General features: G+C 48.2%; 19 protein-coding genes (1 of these 19 cut by a window edge). 5 read left to right on the plus strand and 14 right to left on the minus strand.

Annotated elements, in window-relative coordinates; all coding sequences use genetic code 11:
- Positions 1-841 carry the start of a glycoside hydrolase family 15 protein gene (locus GCU39_RS22045; RefSeq protein ID WP_152395444.1) on the minus strand. It extends 1,121 nt beyond the left edge of the window, so the window shows 841 of its 1,962 coding nt (coding positions 1-841); its start codon is at positions 839-841; its stop codon lies off the left edge, out of view.
- Positions 842-846: 5 nt separating this feature from the next.
- Positions 847-1,878 (minus strand): LacI family DNA-binding transcriptional regulator, encoded by a 1,032-nt coding sequence (locus tag GCU39_RS22050; protein ID WP_152395445.1) that lies wholly within the window; start codon positions 1,876-1,878, stop codon positions 847-849.
- A 371-nt stretch (positions 1,879-2,249) separates the two neighbouring features.
- On the opposite strand from GCU39_RS22050, the gene GCU39_RS22055 reads away from it, so the two are divergent.
- The 5 genes from GCU39_RS22055 (at position 2,250) to GCU39_RS22075 (ending at position 9,291) form a co-directional block, all read left to right on the plus strand.
- Positions 2,250-3,548, plus strand: coding sequence for a sugar ABC transporter substrate-binding protein (locus GCU39_RS22055; RefSeq protein ID WP_152395446.1), 1,299 nt, complete (start codon positions 2,250-2,252; stop codon positions 3,546-3,548).
- A gap of 88 nt (positions 3,549-3,636) precedes the next feature.
- On the plus strand, positions 3,637-4,950 hold the full coding sequence (locus tag GCU39_RS22060) for a carbohydrate ABC transporter permease (protein WP_152395447.1): 1,314 nt from the start codon (positions 3,637-3,639) through the stop codon (positions 4,948-4,950).
- The gene (locus GCU39_RS22065) at positions 4,947-5,795 is read left to right on the plus strand and encodes a sugar ABC transporter permease (RefSeq protein WP_152395448.1); all 849 of its coding nucleotides are present in this window, start codon (positions 4,947-4,949) and stop codon (positions 5,793-5,795) included. The genes GCU39_RS22060 and GCU39_RS22065 overlap by 4 nt, the downstream gene beginning before the upstream one ends.
- Positions 5,792-7,447: an alpha-amylase family glycosyl hydrolase gene (locus tag GCU39_RS22070; RefSeq protein WP_152395449.1), complete on the plus strand. Its 1,656-nt coding sequence runs from the start codon at positions 5,792-5,794 to the stop codon at positions 7,445-7,447. The genes GCU39_RS22065 and GCU39_RS22070 overlap by 4 nt, the downstream gene beginning before the upstream one ends.
- Before the next feature lie 98 nt (positions 7,448-7,545).
- Positions 7,546-9,291: a glycoside hydrolase family 13 protein gene (locus tag GCU39_RS22075; RefSeq protein WP_152397376.1), complete on the plus strand. Its 1,746-nt coding sequence runs from the start codon at positions 7,546-7,548 to the stop codon at positions 9,289-9,291.
- 80 nt (positions 9,292-9,371) lie between these two features.
- On the opposite strand, the gene ligA is transcribed toward GCU39_RS22075, so the two are convergent.
- From ligA to rfbC, 12 genes are all read right to left on the minus strand, one after another.
- A complete protein-coding gene (ligA, locus tag GCU39_RS22080) occupies positions 9,372-11,366 on the minus strand; it encodes an NAD-dependent DNA ligase LigA (RefSeq protein ID WP_407671721.1) in 1,995 nt (664 codons plus the stop codon).
- A 306-nt stretch (positions 11,367-11,672) separates the two neighbouring features.
- Positions 11,673-14,036, minus strand: coding sequence for a DNA helicase PcrA (pcrA, locus tag GCU39_RS22085; RefSeq protein ID WP_152395450.1), 2,364 nt, complete (start codon positions 14,034-14,036; stop codon positions 11,673-11,675).
- A 33-nt stretch (positions 14,037-14,069) separates the two neighbouring features.
- Positions 14,070-14,762 (minus strand): heptaprenylglyceryl phosphate synthase, encoded by a 693-nt coding sequence (gene pcrB / locus GCU39_RS22090; RefSeq protein WP_456093958.1) that lies wholly within the window; start codon positions 14,760-14,762, stop codon positions 14,070-14,072.
- Positions 14,763-14,983: 221 nt separating this feature from the next.
- Positions 14,984-15,811, minus strand: coding sequence for an energy-coupling factor transporter transmembrane component T family protein (locus tag GCU39_RS22095; protein ID WP_152395451.1), 828 nt, complete (start codon positions 15,809-15,811; stop codon positions 14,984-14,986).
- Positions 15,804-17,501 carry an ABC transporter ATP-binding protein gene (locus GCU39_RS22100; protein WP_152395452.1) on the minus strand — a complete coding sequence of 566 codons (1,698 nt, stop codon included), beginning with the start codon at positions 17,499-17,501 and terminating at the stop codon, positions 15,804-15,806. Before GCU39_RS22100 ends, GCU39_RS22095 begins: the two co-directional genes overlap by 8 nt.
- A 9-nt stretch (positions 17,502-17,510) precedes the next feature.
- Positions 17,511-18,059 carry an ECF-type riboflavin transporter substrate-binding protein gene (locus tag GCU39_RS22105; RefSeq protein ID WP_193727000.1) on the minus strand — a complete coding sequence of 183 codons (549 nt, stop codon included), beginning with the start codon at positions 18,057-18,059 and terminating at the stop codon, positions 17,511-17,513.
- A 142-nt stretch (positions 18,060-18,201) separates the two neighbouring features.
- On the minus strand, positions 18,202-18,327 hold the full coding sequence (locus GCU39_RS32335; RefSeq protein WP_265333413.1) for a hypothetical protein: 126 nt from the start codon (positions 18,325-18,327) through the stop codon (positions 18,202-18,204).
- A 50-nt stretch (positions 18,328-18,377) separates the two neighbouring features.
- Positions 18,378-19,787 carry an undecaprenyl-phosphate glucose phosphotransferase gene (locus GCU39_RS22110; protein ID WP_152395454.1) on the minus strand — a complete coding sequence of 470 codons (1,410 nt, stop codon included), beginning with the start codon at positions 19,785-19,787 and terminating at the stop codon, positions 18,378-18,380.
- A gap of 38 nt (positions 19,788-19,825) precedes the next feature.
- Positions 19,826-20,686 carry a glycosyltransferase family 2 protein gene (locus GCU39_RS22115; protein ID WP_152395455.1) on the minus strand — a complete coding sequence of 287 codons (861 nt, stop codon included), beginning with the start codon at positions 20,684-20,686 and terminating at the stop codon, positions 19,826-19,828.
- A gap of 145 nt (positions 20,687-20,831) precedes the next feature.
- Positions 20,832-21,671, minus strand: coding sequence for a dTDP-4-dehydrorhamnose reductase (gene rfbD, locus GCU39_RS22120; RefSeq protein ID WP_152395456.1), 840 nt, complete (start codon positions 21,669-21,671; stop codon positions 20,832-20,834).
- 1 nt (position 21,672) lies between these two features.
- Positions 21,673-22,692: a dTDP-glucose 4,6-dehydratase gene (rfbB, locus tag GCU39_RS22125; protein WP_152395457.1), complete on the minus strand. Its 1,020-nt coding sequence runs from the start codon at positions 22,690-22,692 to the stop codon at positions 21,673-21,675.
- Between the two features lie 12 nt (positions 22,693-22,704).
- A complete protein-coding gene (rfbC, locus tag GCU39_RS22130) occupies positions 22,705-23,253 on the minus strand; it encodes a dTDP-4-dehydrorhamnose 3,5-epimerase (RefSeq protein WP_152395458.1) in 549 nt (182 codons plus the stop codon).
- Positions 23,254-23,264 lie beyond the last annotated feature (11 nt).

Below are 23,264 nucleotides of genomic sequence, written 5' to 3' on the forward strand. Positions count from 1 at the left end.
TCATCGCAAGCAGCGAACGCTCATAGAGTTCAATGATACGCGGATCATCCATTGGGCAAGATTTAGCTGTTTTCAGAAATTCCATCCAATATTGCGTTGTTTCTGTCGTCCAGGCTTCTACAGGACGGTCCTTCGCTTGGCGCATGACATGCTTCGCTTCATCCAGTGTATGACCCGCTGTAATATAAACGGGAAGAGATACCGTCTCGCCAGGTGCTACATTCGAAAATGTCCACTCCATTGCCCCATCCGGCGCCATTTGAATCCGGTTGCCGTCAAGCGTACCCTGGTTCGCCTGATCCCAAGCATTTGCCGCCTGGAATTTTGTGCACACGTTTGCACTAGAAGCCATAAAAAAATAACGATGCCTAAAATGAACAAGCGAATCCGCTTCAACATCGAATTGTGTCGTATGGTAGTAAGGGCTTTCCGAGACGGTCATGGACGAGTAATGAACAAAATGGAATGTTGCCGGCTGCTCCCCTCGGTTCGTGAAATGGTAATCGAAGACGAGAATATCTTGACCCGGGACGGCAAACGAGACTTTTTCCACCTCAATTGGGCATTGATTGTGCTTCGCATTCACGCGAAACAGGTTCGTACGCGGTACATAAGCTGCTTCATGCTCCCAGCCGTGCTCATGCTCAGCGCTATCAAACCACGACGTTGCTGCACCTTCCATTCGAATACCGGTACGGATTACATCCACATGTTGCGGAAACCCGACGTTCGGCCACCATAAGCGTACCAAACGCCCAGTCTGAGTTAACGAAGCGAGAAATTTCGAATTGCCGATCACTGCATCAACAAGATAAGGTTTACGTTCCAAATGCGTCGTCATCCTGTTCAACTCCTTTTTGATTTCGTATATAGAGAAGATTCGCGAATCATCAACCGGTGCGGAACGATCGTTCTCGCTTGGGAGATGGTCTCCCCCTGGATCCGCTTAATTAATAACTGTGAGGCCATGTAACCGAGTTGGTAGATACCAATATCAATACTAGATAGCGGTGGGGTCGATAATTCAGTCAGCGAAATGTTATTAAACCCGATGATATTCAAATCTTCAGGCACGTTGTATCCCAATTCCGTTAACCCCCGCATAATACCGAAGGATACCACATCATCAATGACAACTAATGCTGTCGGACGTTCAGGTAAGCCCATGAAAAATGACATCGCCCGATAGCCGCTCTCCTGCAGAAACTCCCCTTCGACAATCCATTCCGGCTTCATGTCCAATTGGTGATCAATTAGTGCTTGTTTGTAGCCTTGAAGACGATCTTGGGAGACCGATAAGGATGGTGGCCCACTGACGAACCCAATCCGAGTGTGCCCTTGGGCAATTAAATGACTGGTTGCGTCAAATGCTGCCTGAATATTGTCGTTATCGACACAAAGCACGGTTGGATCGTCTTCGTATCGTCCGATAAGAACGAATGGGAACTGCTGCTCCTGTAAGAAAGCGATGATCGGATCGTATTTGCGCGATTGAAGCAGAATAATCCCATCCACCCTGCGACCCTTTACAAGACGTGTAATCGCTTCCATTTCGTCACTCTCGCTAGAACCCGTCGTCATCAATACATCATATCCATTCCGAGAAGCCTGTGTTGTAATCCCGCGAATGTTCTCTGCAAAGAAATGATTCTGGAACAATTCCTCTGCAGGGCGCGGCAAAATCATGCCTAACGTATATGTTTTATTCGAGACAAGACTACGGGCCATAATATTTGAATGATAGCCCATCTCATTCATAATCCCTTTCACTTTCAACGCCGTCTCTTTACTGATCCGAGGATGATTAGACAAGACGCGTGATACGGTTGAAGGAGAAACGCCAGCTTTCTTGGCAACATCTTTAATAGTAACTGCCATAATGCCCTCCACTTTGTGCAATCGTTTGAATTAATCTATGCCTAATGTTAGCGCAAATTGATGTACATGTAAACAGAATGAACGCATATCCCTGTCAAATTGATACGCTATCATAGATCATAAATAAGTTAGTAAATCAGAGGAATATGGAGATTTCCGAAGTTATCCCCCTGTTTTCTAAGCGAAAATGATTGTGCAAACGGTTTACCAAATTCCAGGTGTTGTGTATGATAGGGCTAATAAAAGCGTTTTCAGACGTCGTACAAACGGATCAAATCGCTATTTTTTTTCGGATTTTGTACAAACGTTTGCACATAAGCGCTTTTCATAAGAACTAGATATGTATCATACCAATTGGAGGGGTACTCACAATGAAAAAAATGTTGGTTCTCATGTTGACTTTGACGATGGTACTCGCAATCGCAGCATGCGGCGGGAAATCGAAAGAAGAATCCTCAACTGAAAAAACGCAACAACCTACCACGCAAACCGAAGAGGCTGCAACAACAGAAGAAGAATTCTTACCAGAGCCTGGTGCTAAATTGGTGGTATGGAGCAGTGGTACAGAGAAAGCGCTCGTTGACGAAGCAGCTAAAGCATTTAAAGAAAAATACGGTATCGATGTCGAGTTCCAAGAAGTTGGTCCAGATAAATCAATCGAGCGCATGACAACAGACGGCCCTGCCGGCGTAGGCGCTGACGTATTCCTTGCGGTTCATGACCGTATCGGTAGCGCGGTACAATCCGGTATTATTCTGCCGAACGACTATCATGAAGAAGAGACAAAAGCAAATAACAGCGAAAAAGCGATCGAAGCACTTACGATTGACAACATCCTATACGGATACCCGAACTCGGTCGAGACAACGGCTGTGTTCTACAACAAGGATCTAGTTCCTGAAGCTCCAAAAACATGGGACGATGTCATCAAGTTCGCAAAAACGTTCAATGATCCGAAAAAACAAAAATATGCTTACATGTGGGAAAACGGTAACGGCTACTGGAACTTCGGCTTCCTCGGCGGATATGGCGCTTATGTATTCGGTAAAGACGGTTCCGATCCATCCGATATCGGTCTGAACAACGAAGGCGGCGTAGAAGCAATGAAGTTCTTCCAATCCTTGAAAAGTTCCGTGCTTCCTCTAAAAACAGCTGATATCACTTCCGATATCAAGAAAAGCTTGTTCACCGAGGGCAAATTAGCAATGAACGTAAGCGGTCCATGGGATACGATCTCCCTTAAAGAAGCCGTTAAGAACCTTGGCGTGATGGAATACCCAACACTACCAAACGGCAAGCCAATGAAGCCATTCTCCGGCGTCAAAGCATTCTTGGTCAATGCAAACACGAAATATCCGAATGCAGCTAAATTATTCGCACAATTGATCACATCGGAAGAATTCCAAATTCGTGATTTCGAATTGCTCGGCAACCTTCCATCGAACAAAAAAGCAGCTGAGAACGATAAAATCAAAAACGATCCATTCGCATCGGTATTCTTGAAGCAGTTCGAGAACTCGGTTCCAATGCCTAAGATTCAACAAATGAATGCTTTCTGGAGCGTACATGAAGCAACCTTTACATCGATCTGGAACGATGGCGTAGATCCGAAAGTTGCACTAGACGACATGGTTAAGAAAATGCAAGATAGTATCGCATCCAGCAAATAATTGCTCAGCTTGATACACTCATATCGGTCTAATTCATCACCCGCCGTTCATCGGCGGGTGACACTGCTCATGGAAGGGATGGATCACATTGAATCGATATGCTAGAACAGCCGGTTGGTTATCTGTTCTGAGTATGGGATTGGGACAGCTCTATAATCGTCAGTGGTTGAAAGGCGCGCTGTTCTTACTCACTCATATCACAGGAATTACTTTAATAACTACAGTACTCAGCAAACATATTGCTGGATTCTTCACCCTTGGGGAACAAGGACAACATCTTGTCAAAGTCGGCAAGATCTATAAGAACGTACCTGGAGATCACTCGATCTTCATGATGATCTATGGCCTATTATCCATAATGGTCGTACTTATCTATCTGTTCATCTACTATATGAATGTTCGTGATGCCGTTGCGAATGGACGCATGCGCGAGAAAGGTCAGCCTACGAAGTCGTTCATCGATTCCATTCGATACGGTGTGAATAATAATTTCCCTTGGCTGATCCTAGCCATTCCAATTATCGGTGTATTGTTCTTTACGATTATGCCGATTCTGTTCATGATTTTTATGGCTTTCACCAACTACTCTGCACCTGAACATATCCCACCGAAGAACCTTGTCGATTGGATTGGACTGCAGACTTTCAAAGATCTATTCACCTTAAACGTCTGGAGCGATACCTTCTTCGGCGTACTAACTTGGACAATTATCTGGGCCATATTGGCGACAGTGACGTGTTATTTTGGCGGAATTCTGGTTGCGCTACTCATTAACCAACAAGGCATTAAGTTCAAAGGATTATGGAGAACATTGTTCATTATCCCTTATGCCATTCCACAGTTCGTCTCTCTGCTCGTTATGCGGAACATGTTAAATGATAAATTCGGACCGATTAACCAATATTTCCGTTTCTTTGGGCTCGATGGCCTGCCATGGCTAAGTGATCCTTTCTGGGCAAAAGTATCGGTTATTGTCGTAAATATGTGGATCGGGATTCCAGTCACCATGGTCCTTGTTATGGGCATTCTGACTTCGATTCCAAAAGATCTCTATGAAGCAGCTGAGGTAGATGGCGCTACACCTTGGGTGAAGTTCCGAAATATTACGATGCCTTTCGTGCTATTCTCAACCGCTCCGATTCTGATCACACAGTTCGCAGGAAACATTAACAACTTTAATGTCATTTTCCTGTTGACCAAAGGTGGTCCATCATCGATTGATTACAACATGGCGGGAAAAACAGACTTGCTCGTAACCTGGCTCTATAAGCTGACGCTAGAGAATAACAAGTATAATGTCGCTTCCGCTGTCGGTATTCTTATTTTCATCATCATCGCATCCGTATCGATCTTCAGCTACACGAGATCCAAATCGTACCGTGAGGAGGATATGATTCAATGAAAACGAAAAGATCGCTACGTCTTTTTTTCAGCTATCTCTTATTGATCTTTATCGGGATTGCTTCCATCTATCCGGCGCTCTGGACGATTATGTCCTCGTTCAAGGTCGGTGACTCGCTCTTCAGCGACACGTTCATCCCGAATCAATTCACACTTAAACACTATTCGGACCTGTTCCATCCTGAGAATATCGCTGGCAAGCAAGTCCCTTATGTGAAATGGTATTGGAACACGCTCAAAATCGCGACGATGAGTATGATCATCGGAACTATGATCCAGCTCTTAACGGCTTATGCTGTATCACGCTTCCGGTTCAAGGGGCGCAAAACATTGCTCTCCACCGTACTCGTCCTCGGGATGTTCCCTGGATTCATGAGTATGATCGCGATCTACGTCTTCCTCGTTCAATTGAACTTGCTGGATACGCCTTGGGCGCTTATTATCGTCTACTCTGCTGGAGCAGCGCTCGGATTGTTCGTTGCCAAAGGATTTTTCGATACGATTCCGAAAAGTCTAGAAGAAGCTGCACGGATTGACGGTGCGAATCATTTCCAGGTCTTCTCGAAAATTATTTTACCTTTATCACGACCGATCATTACGTATATTTCCTTAATGACGTTCACAGGAGCTTGGATGGATTTCATCTTCGCAGGATTGATTCTACGTTCCCGTGATCAATGGACGCTTGCGGTAGGATTGTTCAACCTCGTTGACTCTTACTCCAGTACTGCGTTCACCCTCTTCGCTGCTGGGGCTGTGCTCGTCGCCGTGCCGATTACGATTCTATTCGCATTCACGCAACGATTCCTCGTGGAAGGCTTAACTTCCGGAGCGAATAAAGGATGATGGATCGGGTGAAGTCCAAATGGTGGGTTCACAGTACGCTTGCTCTATTTCTTGTCATGTCCCTGGTTGTAACCGGATGTACCAGTGATCGCGGGTCGGAAAAAGAGGCTGTAGAGGCGGGGACAAAGGTTGCATCGGATAAAAAGACTACTCCTCCGGCAGTGCAGACAACTGACGCTGAGGTAGATGAGCAGCCTTCAAGAGTCTACTACGAAATTTTCGTAAGAAGCTTCTATGATAATGACGGGGATGGTATTGGTGATTTGAACGGTGTCACGGCTAAGCTGGACTACCTGAAAGATCTCGGGGTTGGCGGCATCTGGCTGATGCCGATCAATCCTTCCCCAAGCTATCACGGCTACGATGTCACCGACTATTATGGGATACAGAAGCAGTACGGCACGATGGAAGATTTCAAGAAACTGCTGGATGAAGCACATAAACGTGACATCAAAGTGATCATGGATTTGGTCGTCAATCATACGAGCAGTGAGCATCCTTGGTTCAAGGCCGCTGCCGCTGATGCTAAGAGTCCGTATCGCGACTGGTACACATGGGCGAAGCCTGGTGAGAGCCTCCCCTCGGATGGAGCAACCGGCGCCCAGCCATGGCACAAATCCGGGGATGACCAATATCTCGGGATCTTCTGGGAAGGGATGCCGGATCTTAATTTCGACAACCCAGACGTCCGCAAAGAGATGATCAAGGTAGGCCAATTCTGGCTGAAGCAAGGCGTCGACGGCTTCCGTCTCGATGCCGCGAAGCACATCTATGAGGATTTCAAATCGCAAGGAAATCTCCCTGCGACGAAAGAGAAGAACCAAGCATGGTGGCAAGAATTCCGCAAAGGGATCGAGGAGATCCACCCCGATGCATACCTCGTCGGTGAGGTATGGGATTCCACAGCGAAGATTGGTCCTTTCCTAGCGCAAGCCTTAGACTCTTGCTTCAACTTCGATCTGTCGAAGACGATTCTATCGACGGTTAGTTCGGAGAAAGCGACGGATATTGCTTTTAACCTGGAGCGAATCTACAGCTATTATGCCAAAAATTCAGATGGGAAGTTCGTCGATGCTCCCTTCTTAACGAATCACGACATGAATCGAACGATGTCTGAAGTGAAGGGCAATACGGATCATGCCAAAATGGCCGCTTCCATTCTGCTCACGCTACCGGGTAACCCATTCCTCTATTACGGTGAGGAAATCGGTATGCTCGGGATGAAGCCAGATGAGCAAATCCGAGAGCCTATGATCTGGTCTGCAGCGACTTCGGGTAGTGTAAAGGAACAGACCACTTGGGAGTCTCTTGTCTATAATAAAGACGCAAAACAAGGCGTTACTGAGCAAGAGAAGGACAACGAGTCGTTGTACAATCATTATAAGAAGCTGATTCAATGGCGGAATGACGAACCTGCGTTGCATGACGGCGGTATCGCTTCCTACAAGTTCGACAATGCCAGTGTTCTCGCTTATCAACGCGTGACGAAAGCGACAAAGGCGCTTGTCGTTCACAATCTCTCCAAAGAGACTCAAAAGGTCGTATTGCCGGATGATGCCTACAAGACGTTAGCTCTACAGAGCAAAGATAGTGCTGTATTGAACGGAAAGTCGCTTGAATTGCCGCCTTATAGCACAGTCATTCTTAAATAATTGTGTTCGTGTTGTAAGCTTCGCGCTGACTGAAGTCGGCGCGACAGCTTATTTGCGTTATATACTAAATTTAATGAGATGAAGGAGCTTGATGAATGATGTTGCTAGAAGCGATTTACCACCGGCCCAAGCAAAACTGGGCATACGCCTATGATCATAAAACGATTCATTTGCGTATCCGCACCAAACGTAATGATGTAGACCGCGCCGAAGTCGTCTATGGCGATAAATATTTGCCTTGGGATCAAATGATGACGAAGGATATGCGCATTGTCGGTCATGATGAGTTGTTCGACTATTGGCAGGTTGAAGTGCAGCCGACGTATCGTCGTCTTAGCTACGGCTTCAAACTGCATCAAGGCAAAGAAACGATCTGGTTGACCGAACGCCTTCTTGGCGAACAAGCCCCTACTGGGCATCTTGGGAATTTCGAATTCCCATTCCTTAATCCCGTCGATGTATTCACACCTCCAGCTTGGGTGAAGGATGCCGTCTTCTATCAAATCTTCCCAGAACGGTTCGCGAACGGCGACCCTTCCAATGATCCAGAGGGTGTAGAGCCGTGGGGCGGCAAGCCGACACCAAGCAACTTCTTCGGCGGTGATCTGCAAGGCGTCATCGATCATCTGGATTACATTCAGAAGCTCGGCATCAATGCGATTTACTTCACGCCGGTCTTCGAGGCAACAACGAACCATAAGTACGATACGCAAGATTACATGAAAGTCGACCCTCATTTCGGCACGAATGAGACATTGAAAGAGCTCGTGAAGCACTGCCATACGCGTGGTATTCGAGTCTTGCTCGATGCGGTCTTTAACCACAGCGGACGCACATTCGCTCCATTCCTGGATGTGGTGGAAAAAGGTGCAGATTCCCCTTATGCAGACTGGTTCTACGTACGAGAATATCCATTAACAGTCGTGAACGGTGTACCAACGTATGAGACATTCGCATTTGAACCGAAGATGCCGAAACTCAATACCGAGCATCCGGAAGTGAAGAAGTATCTGCTCGATGTCGCTAAGTATTGGATCGAAGAAGTTGGGATTGATGGATGGCGCTTGGATGTAGCCAATGAGGTGGACCATGCCTTCTGGCGAGAGTTCCGTAAGGTCGTGAAGAGCGTCAATCCGGAAGCGTATATCTTAGGAGAATTGTTCCACGAAGGGATGATGTGGCTGCAAGGTGATCAATTCGATGCGCTGATGAACTACCCGTTTACAGGCGCAGTCCTCGACTTCTTCGTGAACGAAAGCACGGATGGCGCACAGTTCGCCGGCAAAATGTACGGGCAACTGTTCCGTTACCCTCATCAGGCGAATGAAGTGACATTCAACTTGCTCGACAGCCACGATACAGAACGTTTATTGACTTTATGTAAGGGCGATATCCGGAAAATGAAGCTCGCGGCCCTCTTCCAATTCACGTTCCTCGGTACGCCATGTATCTATTATGGGGATGAGATTGGTTTAACAGGTACGCATGATCCGGACTGCCGCAAATGCATGCCTTGGGATGAGGCCGAATACGATATGGACTTGCTCGGATTCTACCAGCGTACAATTGCACTCCGTCATCAATACAGTGCACTTCGCAGTGGGGAATTCCGCTTCCTCTATGCCAAAGAAGGCGACTCGCGCATTGCGTATGAGCGCCGGGATGCAGATGCGACATTCGCGATCCTCATGAGTGTAGGCAAACGTGCGCGTACCATGACACTCGCGCTTCCAGCCGGTGAATGGCAGGATGAAGTGACTGGGGAACGATACACGTCGACAGGCAAGAATATGAAGTTCTCGCTCGCTGTCTATGGCGCATTGGTGTTACGAAAGATCGATTAAATAAAAGCCCACGGGCCGATCCAAGCATAGAATGTCTATGCTGTGGAAAGGCTCGTGGGCTTTTCGGTCATGCGAGTGATCTATTCACCCAACAATTGCAGTAATTCTTCTTCACTATCGATGATACGAATGCCGAGCTGCTGTGCCTTCGTTAGCTTACTACCCGCGCTCTCGCCGGCAATGACGAAGTCCGTCTTCTTCGAGACGCTGCCGGTTACTTTGGCGCCAACAGCCTCGAGCTTCTTCCCTGCTTCGTCGCGGCTCAAGTTAGGAAGCGTGCCAGTAAGTACAACTGTCTTACCAGTGAATACCGTCTCCCGCTTCGGCTCCGATGCCGTCGGCGCTGCTGCCGGGGATACCCCGAGCTCAAGCATCTTGCGAATGCTCTCTTGCATACGCGGATCCGCGAAGAAGGATACGATGCTGTCCGCAACAATCGCGCCAACGTCTGGAATTGTAATCAACTCTTCCGCCGTTGTCGCCATCAGCTTATCCAAGCTGCCGAAGTGATCGGCTAGCGCTTTGGTTGTCGTCTTCCCGGTATTCGGAATGCCAAGAGCGAATAAGAAGGATGATAAGTCGCATTGTTTGCTCTTCTCTAACGCCTCGAGCAGCTTATTGGCTTTCTTCTCGCCGAAGCGATCCAATCCGATCAATTGATCGAACGTTAGGCTGTATAGATCCGCCGGGTCACGAACGCCAACTTCATCATAGAGCTGTTCCGCTGTCATGACGCTGAACGCTTCAACATCCATCGCATCGCGTGATGCAAAGTGCGTAATCCGTCCGATCAGCTGCGGCTTGCAGCCAAGTCGATTGTTACAGAATAGGTGCGCGCCGCGCTGCTCGAGTTCCGAACCGCATGCAGGACAAATCGTCGGATAGACGATCTCTTCGCCGTCGTTCTCTTCTGTTGCTTTACCCAGAATCTCCGGAATCACATCGTTCGAACGACGGATAAAGACACGTGAGCCGAGTGCGAATTTAAGATTTTTGCGCTCTATATCGCCGATATTGTTCAGCGTGCAGTTCTGTACCGTCACCCCCGCCAATTCGACCGCCTCAACACGGGCGACTGGCGTTATTTTCCCTGTACGGCCAACTTCCCAAGATACGGACTCGAGCACGGTCGTCGTCTCTTCCGCTTCGAACTTGAAGGCCACTGCCCAGCGAGGGAATTTGTCTGTGTACCCCAGCACCTCTCGCGTGCGCATGTCTGTCAGCTTAATGACCGCCCCATCAATCAGATAATCCAGCTGATCGCGCTGCGCAACAATGTTAGCGAGCTCCTCGATGGTCCCCTCGATCGTATCGAAATAGGTTACATATGGATTAACCTTGAAATGATTCTCATGCAAGAAGCCAACCATCTCCTGATGATTGCCGAACTGGATCGCATCAGAATAACCTACGTTATAGAAGAAGGCATTCAGCTTGCGTTCCGCTGTGATCTTCGGATTCAAGTTCCGTAGTGCTCCTGCTGCTGCATTACGTGCATTCTTGAGCGGTTCTGCCGCCGTCTCGTTGTACTTGTGGAGTACGGACAAATTCATGATCCCTTCGCCCTGCACTTCAATCGTGCCTTCGCGATAAGGAATCGTGAGCGGCACGGAGCGAATCGTCTTCACTTGCGCCAGTATGCCCTCGCCGACTTCTCCATTCCCACGTGTCGAAGCTTGCACGAGCTTCCCGTCCGTATAAGTCAGGTTGAGTGTCAACCCGTCAAACTTCAGCTCCAGTACATACGATGGATCCGGCAGCGGACTGTCTGGGTTTTTCGTATTGTAGTCGTTGACAAGCTTCATGACACGTGTGTTCCACGTGCGAACGTCTTCGACGTTCTGCGCTTTGTCGAGACTCCAAAGCCTTGCCAGATGGCGATGCTCGGAGAACCCTTTGAGCAGCTCTCCGCCTACGCGTTGTGTTGGGGATTCAGGGAGGATTACGCCTGTCTCCCGCTCCATCGCAACAAGTTGATCATACAACGCATCGTATTCCTTGTCGCTCACGGTAGGCTGGTCTAACGTATAGTACTCATAGTTGTATCGGCTGAGCTGTGTGATCCATGCCTTCATCTGCGCTGCCGTCTCCTGACTGAGTGCTCCTGTACTCCCTTGAACTTCATTCATCCCTGTACGATCCGCCACGCTCGCATCTTCCACCTTTCTTGTTATGGGTTGGCATAAGATCACCGTATGCGCTGTATGCCGCTGCGAGAAATGCTCGACTCCCGGCCGCTGTTGTTCTTGGATTTCTTGAATGATAATGGGTTCGAAGATGAAATCCAATCACAAAGGCGGACGCTACGCTCCTACCGTTCGAGCATTCCTCTTCGCTCTCAGGCCGCTGACTTCCTCCATTCTTACGCCAACTTATCTTATTTATACTTTCGTTATAGGAGCAAATCCTGCAAGCAGACGCTTCACGCCGACCGGTGCCGGGAACGCGATCTGCAGCTCCATATCATTACCTGTTCCTTTGATCGCCACGATGACCCCTGTACCCCATTTGCCATGTGCGACTTTATCACCCGTCTGGAAGTTCTGCGCTCCACCTGTCCCGGTTGATGCAGCACTTGCTGTCGCCTTCGCTGCGTCCATGGAGGAAGTTACAGTTACGCGGCCGCTTGTACTTGTAACCCCGCCGCTGCGCTGACCAAATCCGCCTGCACTCGTTCCGTTACCGCCTAACCCTCCGCCGGATCGATTACCGAACCCGCTGCCACCCCGGCTGCCAAGTCCTGTTCCAAAGGTGGATACGTCCCGTCCGAACCGATCCCTCGACATCGAGGATGCATTCGATTCTTTAAGTTCGTCCGGAATTTCATTGAGAAATCTGGACGGCGCATTGCTCGTCGTCCGACCGAACAAGGTACGCATCCGTGCGCTGGTCAAGAAAAGTTGCTTCTCCGCCCGTGTAATTCCTACGTAAGCCAGTCTGCGCTCCTCTTCGAGCTCCTCGTTATCATTGAATGCACGGCTATGCGGGAAGACGCCTTCCTCAAGCCCGATAATAAAGACGGTCGGGAACTCCAAGCCCTTCGCGCTATGCATCGTCATCAGAACAACGGCATCCTTCACTTCTTCCTCTTCATCATCACCGAGTGAATCAATATCGGCGATCAACGCTAAGTCAGTCAGGAAGGCCACAAGGGACTTATCATCATTATTCTTCTCGAATTCTTGCGTGACAGACAGGAACTCGTCGATATTCTCCATACGTGCCCGGGATTCTAATGTGTTCTCCCGCTGCAGTTCCAGCTTGTACTCGGTCATCTCCAGTACTTTCTCCGTTAATTCGGTCACCGAAAGGAACTCTTGCATCCGGTTCAACTGCTCGATCATCGTGCGGAAATCCCGTAAGGTTCCTTTGGTGCGTACCGCGATGTCCACATCATCCATATTTTCAATGGTATCGTAGATGGACAGATCCTTAGATGCCGCCGCTACATCAAGCTTCGCCAGCGTCGTATCGCCAATCCCACGCTTTGGCACATTGATAATCCGATTCAAGCTGATATCATCGCTTGGGTTCGAGATGAGTCTGAGGTACGCGAGAATGTCCTTAATCTCTTTACGATCATAGAACTTCGTACCGCCGACGATCTGATAGGGAATGTCGGATTTGATCAGAATTTCCTCGATCACCCGGGATTGGGCATTCGTCCGATAGAGAATCGCATGGTTCTGGTATTGCTTGCCTTGATCATAGTTTTTCTTAATTTCACGCGTAATAAAATATCCTTCGTCATGCTCTGAATCCGCATTGTAATGCGTAATCTTCGCGCCTTCGCCTTGGCTCGTCCAGAGCTTCTTCGGCTTACGGCCGGTATTGTTGCCGATCACTTCGTTCGCCGCGTTCAGAATATTCGCTGTAGAGCGGTAATTCTGCTCGAGAAGAATCGATTGTGCATTCGGATAATCTTCTTCAAAGTTCAGGATATTCGTAATATCCGCCCCACGCCAACGATAGATCGACTGATCGCTATCCCCTACGACACAAATATTATGATGCGCATCCGCGAACATTTTACAGAGCATATATTGCGCACGGTTCGTATCTTGATACTCATCGACATGAATATATTTGAATTTCTTCTGATAGAAATCGAGCACTTCAGGCACTTCTTTGAACAATTGAATGGTCGTCATGATCAGATCATCGAAGTCGAGCGCATTGTTCGTGCGAAGTCTTTTCTGATACATGGTGTATACTTTGGCCACGATGCCTTCGAAATAATCCCCAATCTTCTGCTCGTACTGCTGCGGTGTAATCAATTCGTTCTTCGCGGTACTGATCATCGCTTGGACGGCCTTCGGTTCGAATTTCTTCGTATCGACATTCAATTCCTTCATACAATTGCGGATAACCGAAAGTTGGTCTGTCGAATCAAGGATAGAGAAGTTCGAGGTGAAACCGATACGTTCAATGTCTTTGCGCAAAATACGCACGCACATCGAGTGGAACGTCGATACCCAAATATCGCGTCCATCGGGACCTACGAGCTTCGATACCCGCTCCTGCATCTCCCGGGCTGCCTTGTTCGTAAACGTAATTGCTAGAATAGCCCACGGCGGCGCCTTGCGCGTCGCAATTAAATAGGCGATCCGGTGCGTCAACACGCGGGTCTTACCACTCCCTGCGCCGGCCATAATGAGGAGTGGACCTTCGGTGGCTTCAACGGCCTTGCGCTGCTCCGGGTTAAGCCGGGCAACCGCATCATATATATTCATGGATTCATGCATAGGGGGACATGCTCCTTCCTTCACATTCTATTCCTATACCGCTCTTACCGCTTGAACGGTAAGGAGGGCTTGTTCTAATTGATCATATAAAATATTGCCTACAACAATCGTATCGGCAGATGCCGCTGCATCGCGGGCCTGCTCCAGGTTCGTAATACCGCCGCCATAGATCAGCTGCGCTTGGTGAAGCTGCTGACGAACATGTCGAACGAGATCCATATCGCCGAACATACCGCTGTATTCGATATAAATAAAAGGCAGACGCATCAGCCGATCCGCCACTTGCGCGTAAGCAATAACATCAGATGCTGCTAGATTCGCATTCGCCTCGGAGACCTTCGCTGCCGTGGCTTCGCCATTCAGTATAATATAGCCTTCCGCAAAAACAATCTCCCAAGGCAGCATACTGCCGAACTCTCGTACTGCGCGCTGCTGGTGCCCGATCAACCAATCGGGGTTGTTCGTATTCAACACCATCGGGATCAAATAATGGTCGAACCCAGGTACCGCCGCATCCGGATCGGACACTTCGAGTACGCATGGCACTTCGTATTGTCGGATTCGCGAGAGTAATTCTACCGTATTGTCGAACGTTACACCGGACGAACCACCTACCAGAATCGCGTCTGTTCCAGACATGCAGATCTTGTCCAGCGCCTCATCGCTAATGCTACGATCCGGATCCAATTTAAACATGTGCCTCCACGGCATGACTCGTTGTTCCACGGGAGTTCCTCCATCGAATGAAATGAATAATAGTCTAACAGAATAAGTCTAAAGTACATAGGGGGTGGTGTCAATTTGCTGGGGATGATTACATGATTATTCACGAATGTATGTTCTCTAAAGTATAACATATCCCAGTGCTAACAGGGAACAAAGAAATAGACCGTTTACCTTCGGAAGGTTACGGTCTATTTTTCAGGAAATTACGTATGAAAGATGCCCTATAGTGGATACCAAAAACCTTTCAATACCGCGACCTTCAGTACGATCGACCCCACGATCAGCAAGACACTTAACATGCCCACGGTATAATCGATTGCACGAAGCTGCTCCATGGCGTACCATGTGCGTTTCTTATGCTTGCCGAAGCCGCGAAGCTCCATCGCATTCGTCACCACTTCGATACGCTGCAAGGAGGAGTACAACATCGGGAAAGCGATGCTCGTCACGTTCTTCACGCGCTGAAGGAATGGCGCATCGCCTTTGCGGAATCCGAGACCGCGCATCTGCATCGAGTTCGTAATGCTGCGGAACTCCGCTTGAATGTCTGGAATATAGCGAAAGGCGATATTCACGGCATAGGCGATTTTGTACGGAATGCCGATCCGGCTCAAGCTGCTCGCGAAGCGACTAGGATGCGTCGTGAAAATAAATAACAAGCTTATAGGCAGCAGTGTTAAATATTTGGCCGTTAACGTCAGTACGTAGAAGATCGTCTCCAGATTGATTGTATTATAGCCAATGTTCAGAACCGGGGTGTTCGTCCCCGTCAATTCCGTGCCATATACCGGCGTGATCAGCAAGATAAAGGCGGTGTTGAAGACGTTGAAGACGATCATCACCCAGAAAATAACGCGAATCTGCCGAAAAGGAATTTTCGCGGATAACAATAGAACCGTCCCGACAAGGAGCATTACGATAAATACCCGCAAATCCAGAAACATAAACGTTGCAATCGTCCATGCCGCGAAGAGCAGCATCTTAATACTGCCGTCCATCCGATGGAAGACCGAATTGCCGGGTGCATATAATGTCCCCATCTTACTCATGATGCTTCACCTTTTTTTCATAATTGATAAAATGCTGCACGAATCCTTCGGCGGACGGCAATCCCATGGAGCGCGCCAGCAGCGAGAGCGACGTCTCTTTCAGATTCGCCCGTTCAATGACCTCGGTGTTCGTGAGCACGCTCGCCACGCGGTCGCTTGCGATGACTTCGCCTCCGGAGAGGACGACCGCACGGTCCGTATATTCCAATGCCAAATGCATATCATGCGTAATAAAAATAAACGATAGCCCCGTACGCGCCAGATCGGCGATAAACTCCATAAATTCGGTGTAATGCTTGTAGTCTTGGCCTGCCGTCGGCTCGTCCAGGATGATCAGCTTCGGTTCCATCGCAAGCACGGCCGCAATCGTCACCCGTTTCTTCTGACCATAACTCAATGCAGAGATTGGCCAGTTACGATATGGATAGAGTCCGCAAATCCGCAGGACCTGCTCGACTTTCTGATCAACGATCTCTTTGGCGACGCCGCGAACCGTCAATCCAAGCGCCACTTCATCCCAGATCATATGCTGGGTGATCATCTGGTTGGGATTCTGCATGACATAACCGATCTGCTCGCCACGTTGGCGAATGCTCCAGTTCCGCATCTCCTGCCCGTTCAATCGAATGTCGCCCGAGGTCTGCCGTACGATCCCCATGATCAGATGGCTTAACGTCGATTTACCCGCTCCGTTGTTCCCGAGCAGCGCAACAACTTCTCCCTCGTGCACTTGGAAAGATACGCCGCGAATGACTTCTTGTCTGCTGTCGTAGGCGAACCGCACGTTCTGGACGTCGAGCAGCAGCTCACGCGCTGGTGGCGTTGATGGCTCTGCAGCTGTGGCATACCATGCCTTGAGGGCAGGCTCAAATTTCGCAATATGCTCATGGTTCACCTGCGTTAACTCGTCCGCTGCAGACAGCTCACAACCGGCGTATTTTAACGCTTCGATATATAAAGGCTCACGCAATCCATGCTTGCGCAGTACGTCAGAGGCTAAAATCTCGTCCGGCGTTCCGATCGCGCGGATTTCGCCTTCGCTCATAACCACGATCCGGTCGATCGGCTGCTCCAGCACATCTTCAATCCGATGCTCTATAATAATGACGGTCTTGTTCGTCTGACGATGGATGTCGTCGATCATTTTCATCGCTTGTTTGCCGCTGGCGGGGTCGAGATTCGCAAGCGGCTCGTCGAAGAGCAGGATATCGGCTTGCGTCGATAGAATGCCTGCGAGGGAGACACGCTGCTTCTGACCTCCGGAGAGATCATGCGGGCTCTGGTCGATGAACGACAGCATGTTCACGGTCTTGAGCGCACGCTCTACTTCCTGGATCATCTGCGCGCGCGGCACGCCGTTATTTTCGAATGAAAAAGCAACGTCTTCGCCCACGGACAAGCCGATGAATTGCCCATCGAGATCCTGCAGGATCGTCCCGACCGATTTACTAATTTCGAAAATACTCTGCCCTTTAGTTTCTTTGCCGTTAATCGTGAACGTTCCTTCAATCTTGCCTTCGTACGTAAAAGGAATCAGCCCATTGATACAATGGGCTAATGTCGACTTGCCGGAACCGCTCGGACCAGCAATGAGTATTTTCTCGCCTGGCTTGATCGCTAGGTTGATATTGCGCAATGTCGGCTCAGACAGTTTCTGATATTGGAAGCTAAAATTCTGAAAAGATATCATGCTGTACTCCTATTTCTCGATTGTCAGATTCGAACTCTTCTTATTCACACGCAAAATGGCAAGCACGATCGGGAGGCCAAGAACCGCTACCGTAGCGATATTCGCAAGAACGGCGCCCCAGAATTGGACAGCCATCTTATCCACCGGTTCACCCATAAGGAATACATCAAAAATGGTCGCTTCCCCAATCCCAACGATACATCCCAGTACACCAAAAATTAAAATTTGATAGATATGCTTCTTTGTATATAAACCTGCTTTAACATTGAAGTCTTTGCTCATGAAAACAAATCCGCTAAATAGTCCGATTAACGCCGAACCAATCGCCCAGCCCCACCATACAACACCGCCGGCAATCAAATCCGTAATAATGTGACCAATTAGACCAATCAATAAACCAACAATAGGACCGAATAACGCGCCAAAAATCGTTAGAAACGCAACAGCGGGCTTCACCCATGTCTGCGGTCCTACCGTAAATCCAAAAAATCCCAAAAAGCCATACAACGCTGCCCCGATCCCAATCGCAACGACAACGAGCGTGCTGAAATTAAAGATGGATTTCTTCTGATTCATTTAACCGAATTTCCCCTCTCACCTATTAATAAGGCTATACTAAAGCAAAAGTCCCACGGTTTCAATAGGATTTTCCGAATATTGTCGAAATGATCGTATGAAATTGTTTGGAAATGCTCATTTATTATTGAAAGAGCGCCCGAACGGTAAAAATGATGATGATCCAAAGGAGCAGGCTTAGTCCTCCGCCAATAAGCCACCCGCGTCCCGGATTTGTATATTCTTCGTCATGTGCGTCGTTTTGCGGCATAGAAAAACCCCCTCTACTAGATCTCTCTAGTATCGGGAGTTTCGGATGCGTTAATACGCGTTCTTATTGATAAATCCGTTGATGACGGTCTTCCAGATGATCTTCACGTCAAAAAGAATGGACCAATTCTCAATATAAAAGATATCATAGCGAATGCGTTCTTCGATCGATGTATCGCCGCGAAGGCCGTTGCTCTGCGCCCATCCGGTAATGCCCGGGCGAACATGGTGCTTAACCATGTATTTCGGGATCTCTTCCTTGAACTGATCCACGAAGAACGGTCGCTCCGGTCTTGGGCCGACGATGCTCATATGGCCGAGCAGCACGTTGAAAAATTGTGGCAGCTCGTCGAGACTTGTTTTGCGGAGGAATGAGCCGAACTTGGTCTTCCGCGGATCGTTCTCCGTCGTCCACTGGGTGTCGGAGGAGCCTTGCGACTGCACGCGCATGGATCTGAACTTGAACATCATGAAATTACGGCGATTAAGGCCTACACGTTCTTGCTTGAAGATGATCGGACCTGGTGATGTAAGCTTAATGCCGATAGCCGCTAGTATTAAGACTGGCGATGTAAGGATGATCGCGAAAAGTGCAAAGGCAATGTCGAAAGCGCGCTTCAAGATACGGTTGCTCATGAGATCGAGCGGGATATCTCGCACATTGATGAGCGGCATACCCGCGAAATTATCGAACGTTGGCCGCGCCGGCAAGTAGTCGAAGAAATCCGGGATGATCAGCGTTCGGACGCCTGCCTTCTCGCATGTATTGATAATATGCGGGAACCGATGATGCGCCTCGAGTGGAAGCGCGATAATGACCTCGTCGACGAGCCGCTGCTCAATGATCTGCTCCAGATCGTCGATGCTCCCGAGAACTGGCTTGTATTTGATAGCGAATTGCTCATCGATCTCATCACCTTGGTCGTCCAAGAAGCCGAGGACTTCGTACCCCATTTCGGGGTGCTGCTTCAAGTTTCTGTAGAATCGCTTGCCGAGTGTACCTGCACCTAGAATAAGCACGAACTGCTTATTGAATCCTTTCTCACGGAAATGGCGAAGTCCTTTTTTGACCGCAAAACGATAGGTAAGGATCACGATCACGTTGCCGATCATATAAATCGCGAGGTATTCGCGTGAGATATGTACGGCCTTGAAATAGAACAGTAAGCTTAAGAGTACAAACAAGCTGATCAAGTGTACCTGGATAACACGCCAGAAGTCGTCGACGAATCGCTTCTTCCGTTTCGGTGAGTAGAAGCTGCTCATCATGCCAATGGCGACGGCGATACCGCCGTAAATCAGGCTCCATTTGGAGTATTCGACCAGTGGGAGCGGAGATTCGTGCTCCATGAAGCCGCTCTGAAACTTCATCCAATAGGCGAATAAAAAGATAACCTGGATCACTACAAAGTCGGCTAGTATATAAAGTTGCGTTAGAAATCGCTGGTTCTTACGCAGCATGCTGTCACCTCAATGATTTCATAGTATTGCTGTTGAAACTATCGTAACATTTTATTCTTAATGAGTGATGTCGAAAATTTCACCAGTATTCCCGCATAGACTAATCCATTCGTTAGGAACGAATAATGCTGGCGATAGTGTTTGCGATGGAATAAATACATAGCGCGGTGAAACTCATAAATGATCTTGTACGGTTTGCGACGGCTGCTTGCTCCCTTGTAATGCGTAATGAAGGTCTCGGGGTAATAATAGTTCTGCCAACCCGCTTGCTTGATCCGGTAACACCAATCGATGTCTTCCCCGTACATAAAAAACTCTTCATCCAGCATCCCTACTTGGTCCATCGCTTCTCTACGTACGAGCATAAAAGCACCGACGAGACAGTCGATCGGATAGGATTCATCGGGACTGAGATAGCCGAGTTGGTATTGATTGAAACGCGGGTTATCCGGAAACATCTTCGAGAATCCAAATGCGTAGTAGAACGACGCAGAAGGCGTAGGAAAGCCGCGCCGACAAGCCTTATCCAGTGAACCGTCAGGTAGGATCACCTTGCAGCCAGAGGCACCGACATCCGGGTGACTATCCATAAACTGAAGCATCATCTCGAACGTATCTAGCTCGACGATCGTGTCGGAGTTGAGTAGTAATATATATCGGCCTTTGGCGATGCGCATGCCTTGATTGTTGGCTCGGGAGAAGCCGACGTTCTCTTCATTCGCGATAAGTTGTGTTGCTGGATACTGTCGCTGAAAATGCTCGACCGAATCATCGGACGAGTTATTGTCGATCAATATCACTTCGTAGCGATAAGACGTTGTCGAAGCATAAACTGATTGCAGGCAATCTAGCGTTAATTGTCGTGTATTGTAGTTAAGGATAATAATGCTTAAGTCCATGAATAATCTCCATCTCGAGCGTTGATAGACTTATTATAGCATAGAAAAAGACTAGAGTTCGGAATTAACAGGGTTAACCAGCTAAAGTCTTGTTAAAGTTTAGACTTTAGGGCTAAGTGAAAATGTCGATTCTAGTCTTATTTAACTAACGATTATCAATGTATTCTCTCAGTGCCTCTCGCCAAGGTCGCAAATCCTGCAACCCGTTCGTGCGGATCGATAGATGCGCCATCACGGAGTTTTTCGGTCTCGGTGCCGGACGCGGGAACTGCTCCGTCGTACAAGGCAATAACTCTGGCGATAAACCTGCTTCCTCAAAAATCGCCTGTGCAAACTCAAACCATGAACAAGACCCTGAATTCGAAGCATGATATATGCCATATTTTTCAGTCGCTACAAGATCTAGAAGGAATTTTGCTAAATCGACAGTATATGTCGGTGATCCTACCTGATCATGAACGACTTGTAAAGAAGGCTTTTCTGCACCTAGCTTCAACATCGTCTTAACAAAGTTGTTGCCATGCGCCCCATAAACCCATGAGGTACGAACAATAAAGAAGCGCGAAGATAAACCCTGCGTAAGTTGCTCCCCTGCACGTTTGGATTTACCATACACCGTCTGAGGGTTCGTATTATCGTATTCACGATAGGCATCCGATGATTGACCATCAAAAACATAGTCCGTGCTAATATAGCAGACTTTTGCTCCGACCTTCTCCGCCGCGACGCTCACGTTCCGTGTACCTACAGCATTCACAAGATATGCTCCATCCTCATCCGTCTCTGCTGCATCAACCGCCGTATAAGCTGCACAATGAATGATAGCATCGGGTTTCTCTCGAAGTATGACAGATTCACACTGAGCTTGGTTCGTAATATCGAGTTCCTGTCGTGTATATCCTAGCATCTGGTGACCCTTTTGCTGACCGACCAGAACGACATCCTGCCCCAATTGTCCATTTGCACCTGTGACAAGTATTTTCATCTTACTCACCTAAGCGTTCACCGTATTGCTTGGCATAGTATTCTTGGTAGGCACCTGATTGAATCCGAGTCCACCATCCTTTATTGTCTAGATACCATTGAATGGTCTTCTGAATTCCCTTTTCGAAAGGATACTGCGGTTGCCAGCCTAGTTTGGCGCGGATCTTCGTCGCGTCAATCGCGTAACGGCGGTCATGGCCAAGTCGATCAGCTACGTAAGTAATCAGTGATTTCGGTTTACCAAGAGCCTCAAGAATGGTCTCTACAATCTGAATATTCGTACGTTCGTTATTCCCGCCAACGTTGTATACCTCGCCGCTGACGCCTTTATGAATCACGAGATCAATGGCGCTACAGTGATCCTCGACATATAGCCAATCACGAACATTCAAACCGTCCCCATAGACTGGGAGTTGCTTATCATTCAGTGCATTCGAGATCATTAATGGGATTAGTTTCTCAGGGAAGTGATATGGCCCATAGTTATTCGAACAACGAGTGATATTCACATTCATGCCGTAAGTCTCGTGATATGCACGCACCAGCAAGTCCCCACCCGTCTTACTTGCCGAATATGGGCTGTTGGGCGCAAGAGGAGTCGTCTCCGAGAACAGACCGGTATCCCCCAGTGTTCCGTAGACTTCGTCCGTAGAGATTTGAACATATTTGTTCACATTATATTTCCGAGCTGCATCGAGCAATACTTGCGTTCCCATGACATTTGTCTGCACAAAAATGCCTGGGTCCAAAATACTGCGATCCACATGCGACTCCGCTGCAAAGTTAACCACAACATCGATTTGATGCTGCTGGAAGATCTCTTCTACTTTGACTGCATCAGCGATATCACCTTTAATAAAAGTGTAATTCGGTTTATCCTGAACACTTGTTAAGTTCTCAAGATTCCCCGCATACGTAAGTGCATCGAGGTTAATGATCTGGTACTCAGGATATTTATTCACCATATAGATCACAAAGTTACTTCCGATAAATCCGGCCCCGCCGGTAACTAAAAGTTTCAACACGGCTCCTCCTCAATCAAAGTTGATGTCCGCATCACGCAGAACGGGATGCTTCGTATCTTTATCAGATAAGATCGGCTGTTCTACCGGCCAATCGATGCCTAACGCAGGGTCATTCCACAAAATACCTCGATCATGCTCAGGGGAGTAAAGTGCGTCTACTTTGTAGAGTACCTCCGTGTTGGCTTCTGTGGTACAGAAACCGTGAGCGAAGCCCTGCGGCACAAGTAGCTGACGCTTATTCTCAGCACTTAAATGTACACCCACCCACTGGCCGAAAGTTGGCGAGTTACGACGAATATCTACAACCACATCATAGATTGCACCAGCAGCGACACGGACAAGCTTCGTCTGTGCTTTAGGATTCAGTTGGTAGTGCAACCCGCGAAGAACACCCTTCTCCACAGATAGTGAATGATTGTCTTGGACGAACAAATAATCCATATTATATTCACGGAACTTCGCACTGTTGTAGCTTTCCATAAAAAACCCGCGATGGTCCCCATGGACCGCGGGTTCAATGATTCGAACGCCTTGTAGTTTTGTATCGATTATGTTCATGAACTTACACC

The sequence above is a fragment of the Paenibacillus guangzhouensis genome (genome assembly GCF_009363075.1).
Taxonomy (GTDB): Bacteria; Bacillota; Bacilli; order Paenibacillales; family Paenibacillaceae; genus Paenibacillus_K; species Paenibacillus_K guangzhouensis.

Bases quoted from the DNA above. Each gene is read 5' to 3' on its own strand.
- GCU39_RS22050 (WP_152395445.1), bottom strand. From the start codon at position 1,878: ATGGCAGTTACTATTAAAGATGTTGCCAAGAAAGCTGGCGTTTCTCCT.
- GCU39_RS22055 (WP_152395446.1), top strand. From the start codon at position 2,250: ATGAAAAAAATGTTGGTTCTCATGTTGACTTTGACGATGGTACTCGCA.
- GCU39_RS22065 (WP_152395448.1), top strand. From the start codon at position 4,947: ATGAAAACGAAAAGATCGCTACGTCTTTTTTTCAGCTATCTCTTATTG.
- GCU39_RS22070 (WP_152395449.1), top strand. From the start codon at position 5,792: ATGATGGATCGGGTGAAGTCCAAATGGTGGGTTCACAGTACGCTTGCT.
- GCU39_RS22075 (WP_152397376.1), top strand. From the start codon at position 7,546: ATGTTGCTAGAAGCGATTTACCACCGGCCCAAGCAAAACTGGGCATAC.
- ligA (WP_407671721.1), bottom strand. From the start codon at position 11,366: ATGAAGGCATGGATCACACAGCTCAGCCGATACAACTATGAGTACTAT.
- pcrA (WP_152395450.1), bottom strand. From the start codon at position 14,036: ATGCATGAATCCATGAATATATATGATGCGGTTGCCCGGCTTAACCCG.
- GCU39_RS22095 (WP_152395451.1), bottom strand. From the start codon at position 15,811: ATGAGTAAGATGGGGACATTATATGCACCCGGCAATTCGGTCTTCCAT.
- GCU39_RS22100 (WP_152395452.1), bottom strand. From the start codon at position 17,501: ATGATATCTTTTCAGAATTTTAGCTTCCAATATCAGAAACTGTCTGAG.
- GCU39_RS32335 (WP_265333413.1), bottom strand. From the start codon at position 18,327: ATGCCGCAAAACGACGCACATGACGAAGAATATACAAATCCGGGACGC.
- GCU39_RS22110 (WP_152395454.1), bottom strand. From the start codon at position 19,787: ATGCTGCGTAAGAACCAGCGATTTCTAACGCAACTTTATATACTAGCC.
- GCU39_RS22115 (WP_152395455.1), bottom strand. From the start codon at position 20,686: ATGGACTTAAGCATTATTATCCTTAACTACAATACACGACAATTAACG.
- rfbD (WP_152395456.1), bottom strand. From the start codon at position 21,671: ATGAAAATACTTGTCACAGGTGCAAATGGACAATTGGGGCAGGATGTC.
- rfbC (WP_152395458.1), bottom strand. From the start codon at position 23,253: ATGAACATAATCGATACAAAACTACAAGGCGTTCGAATCATTGAACCC.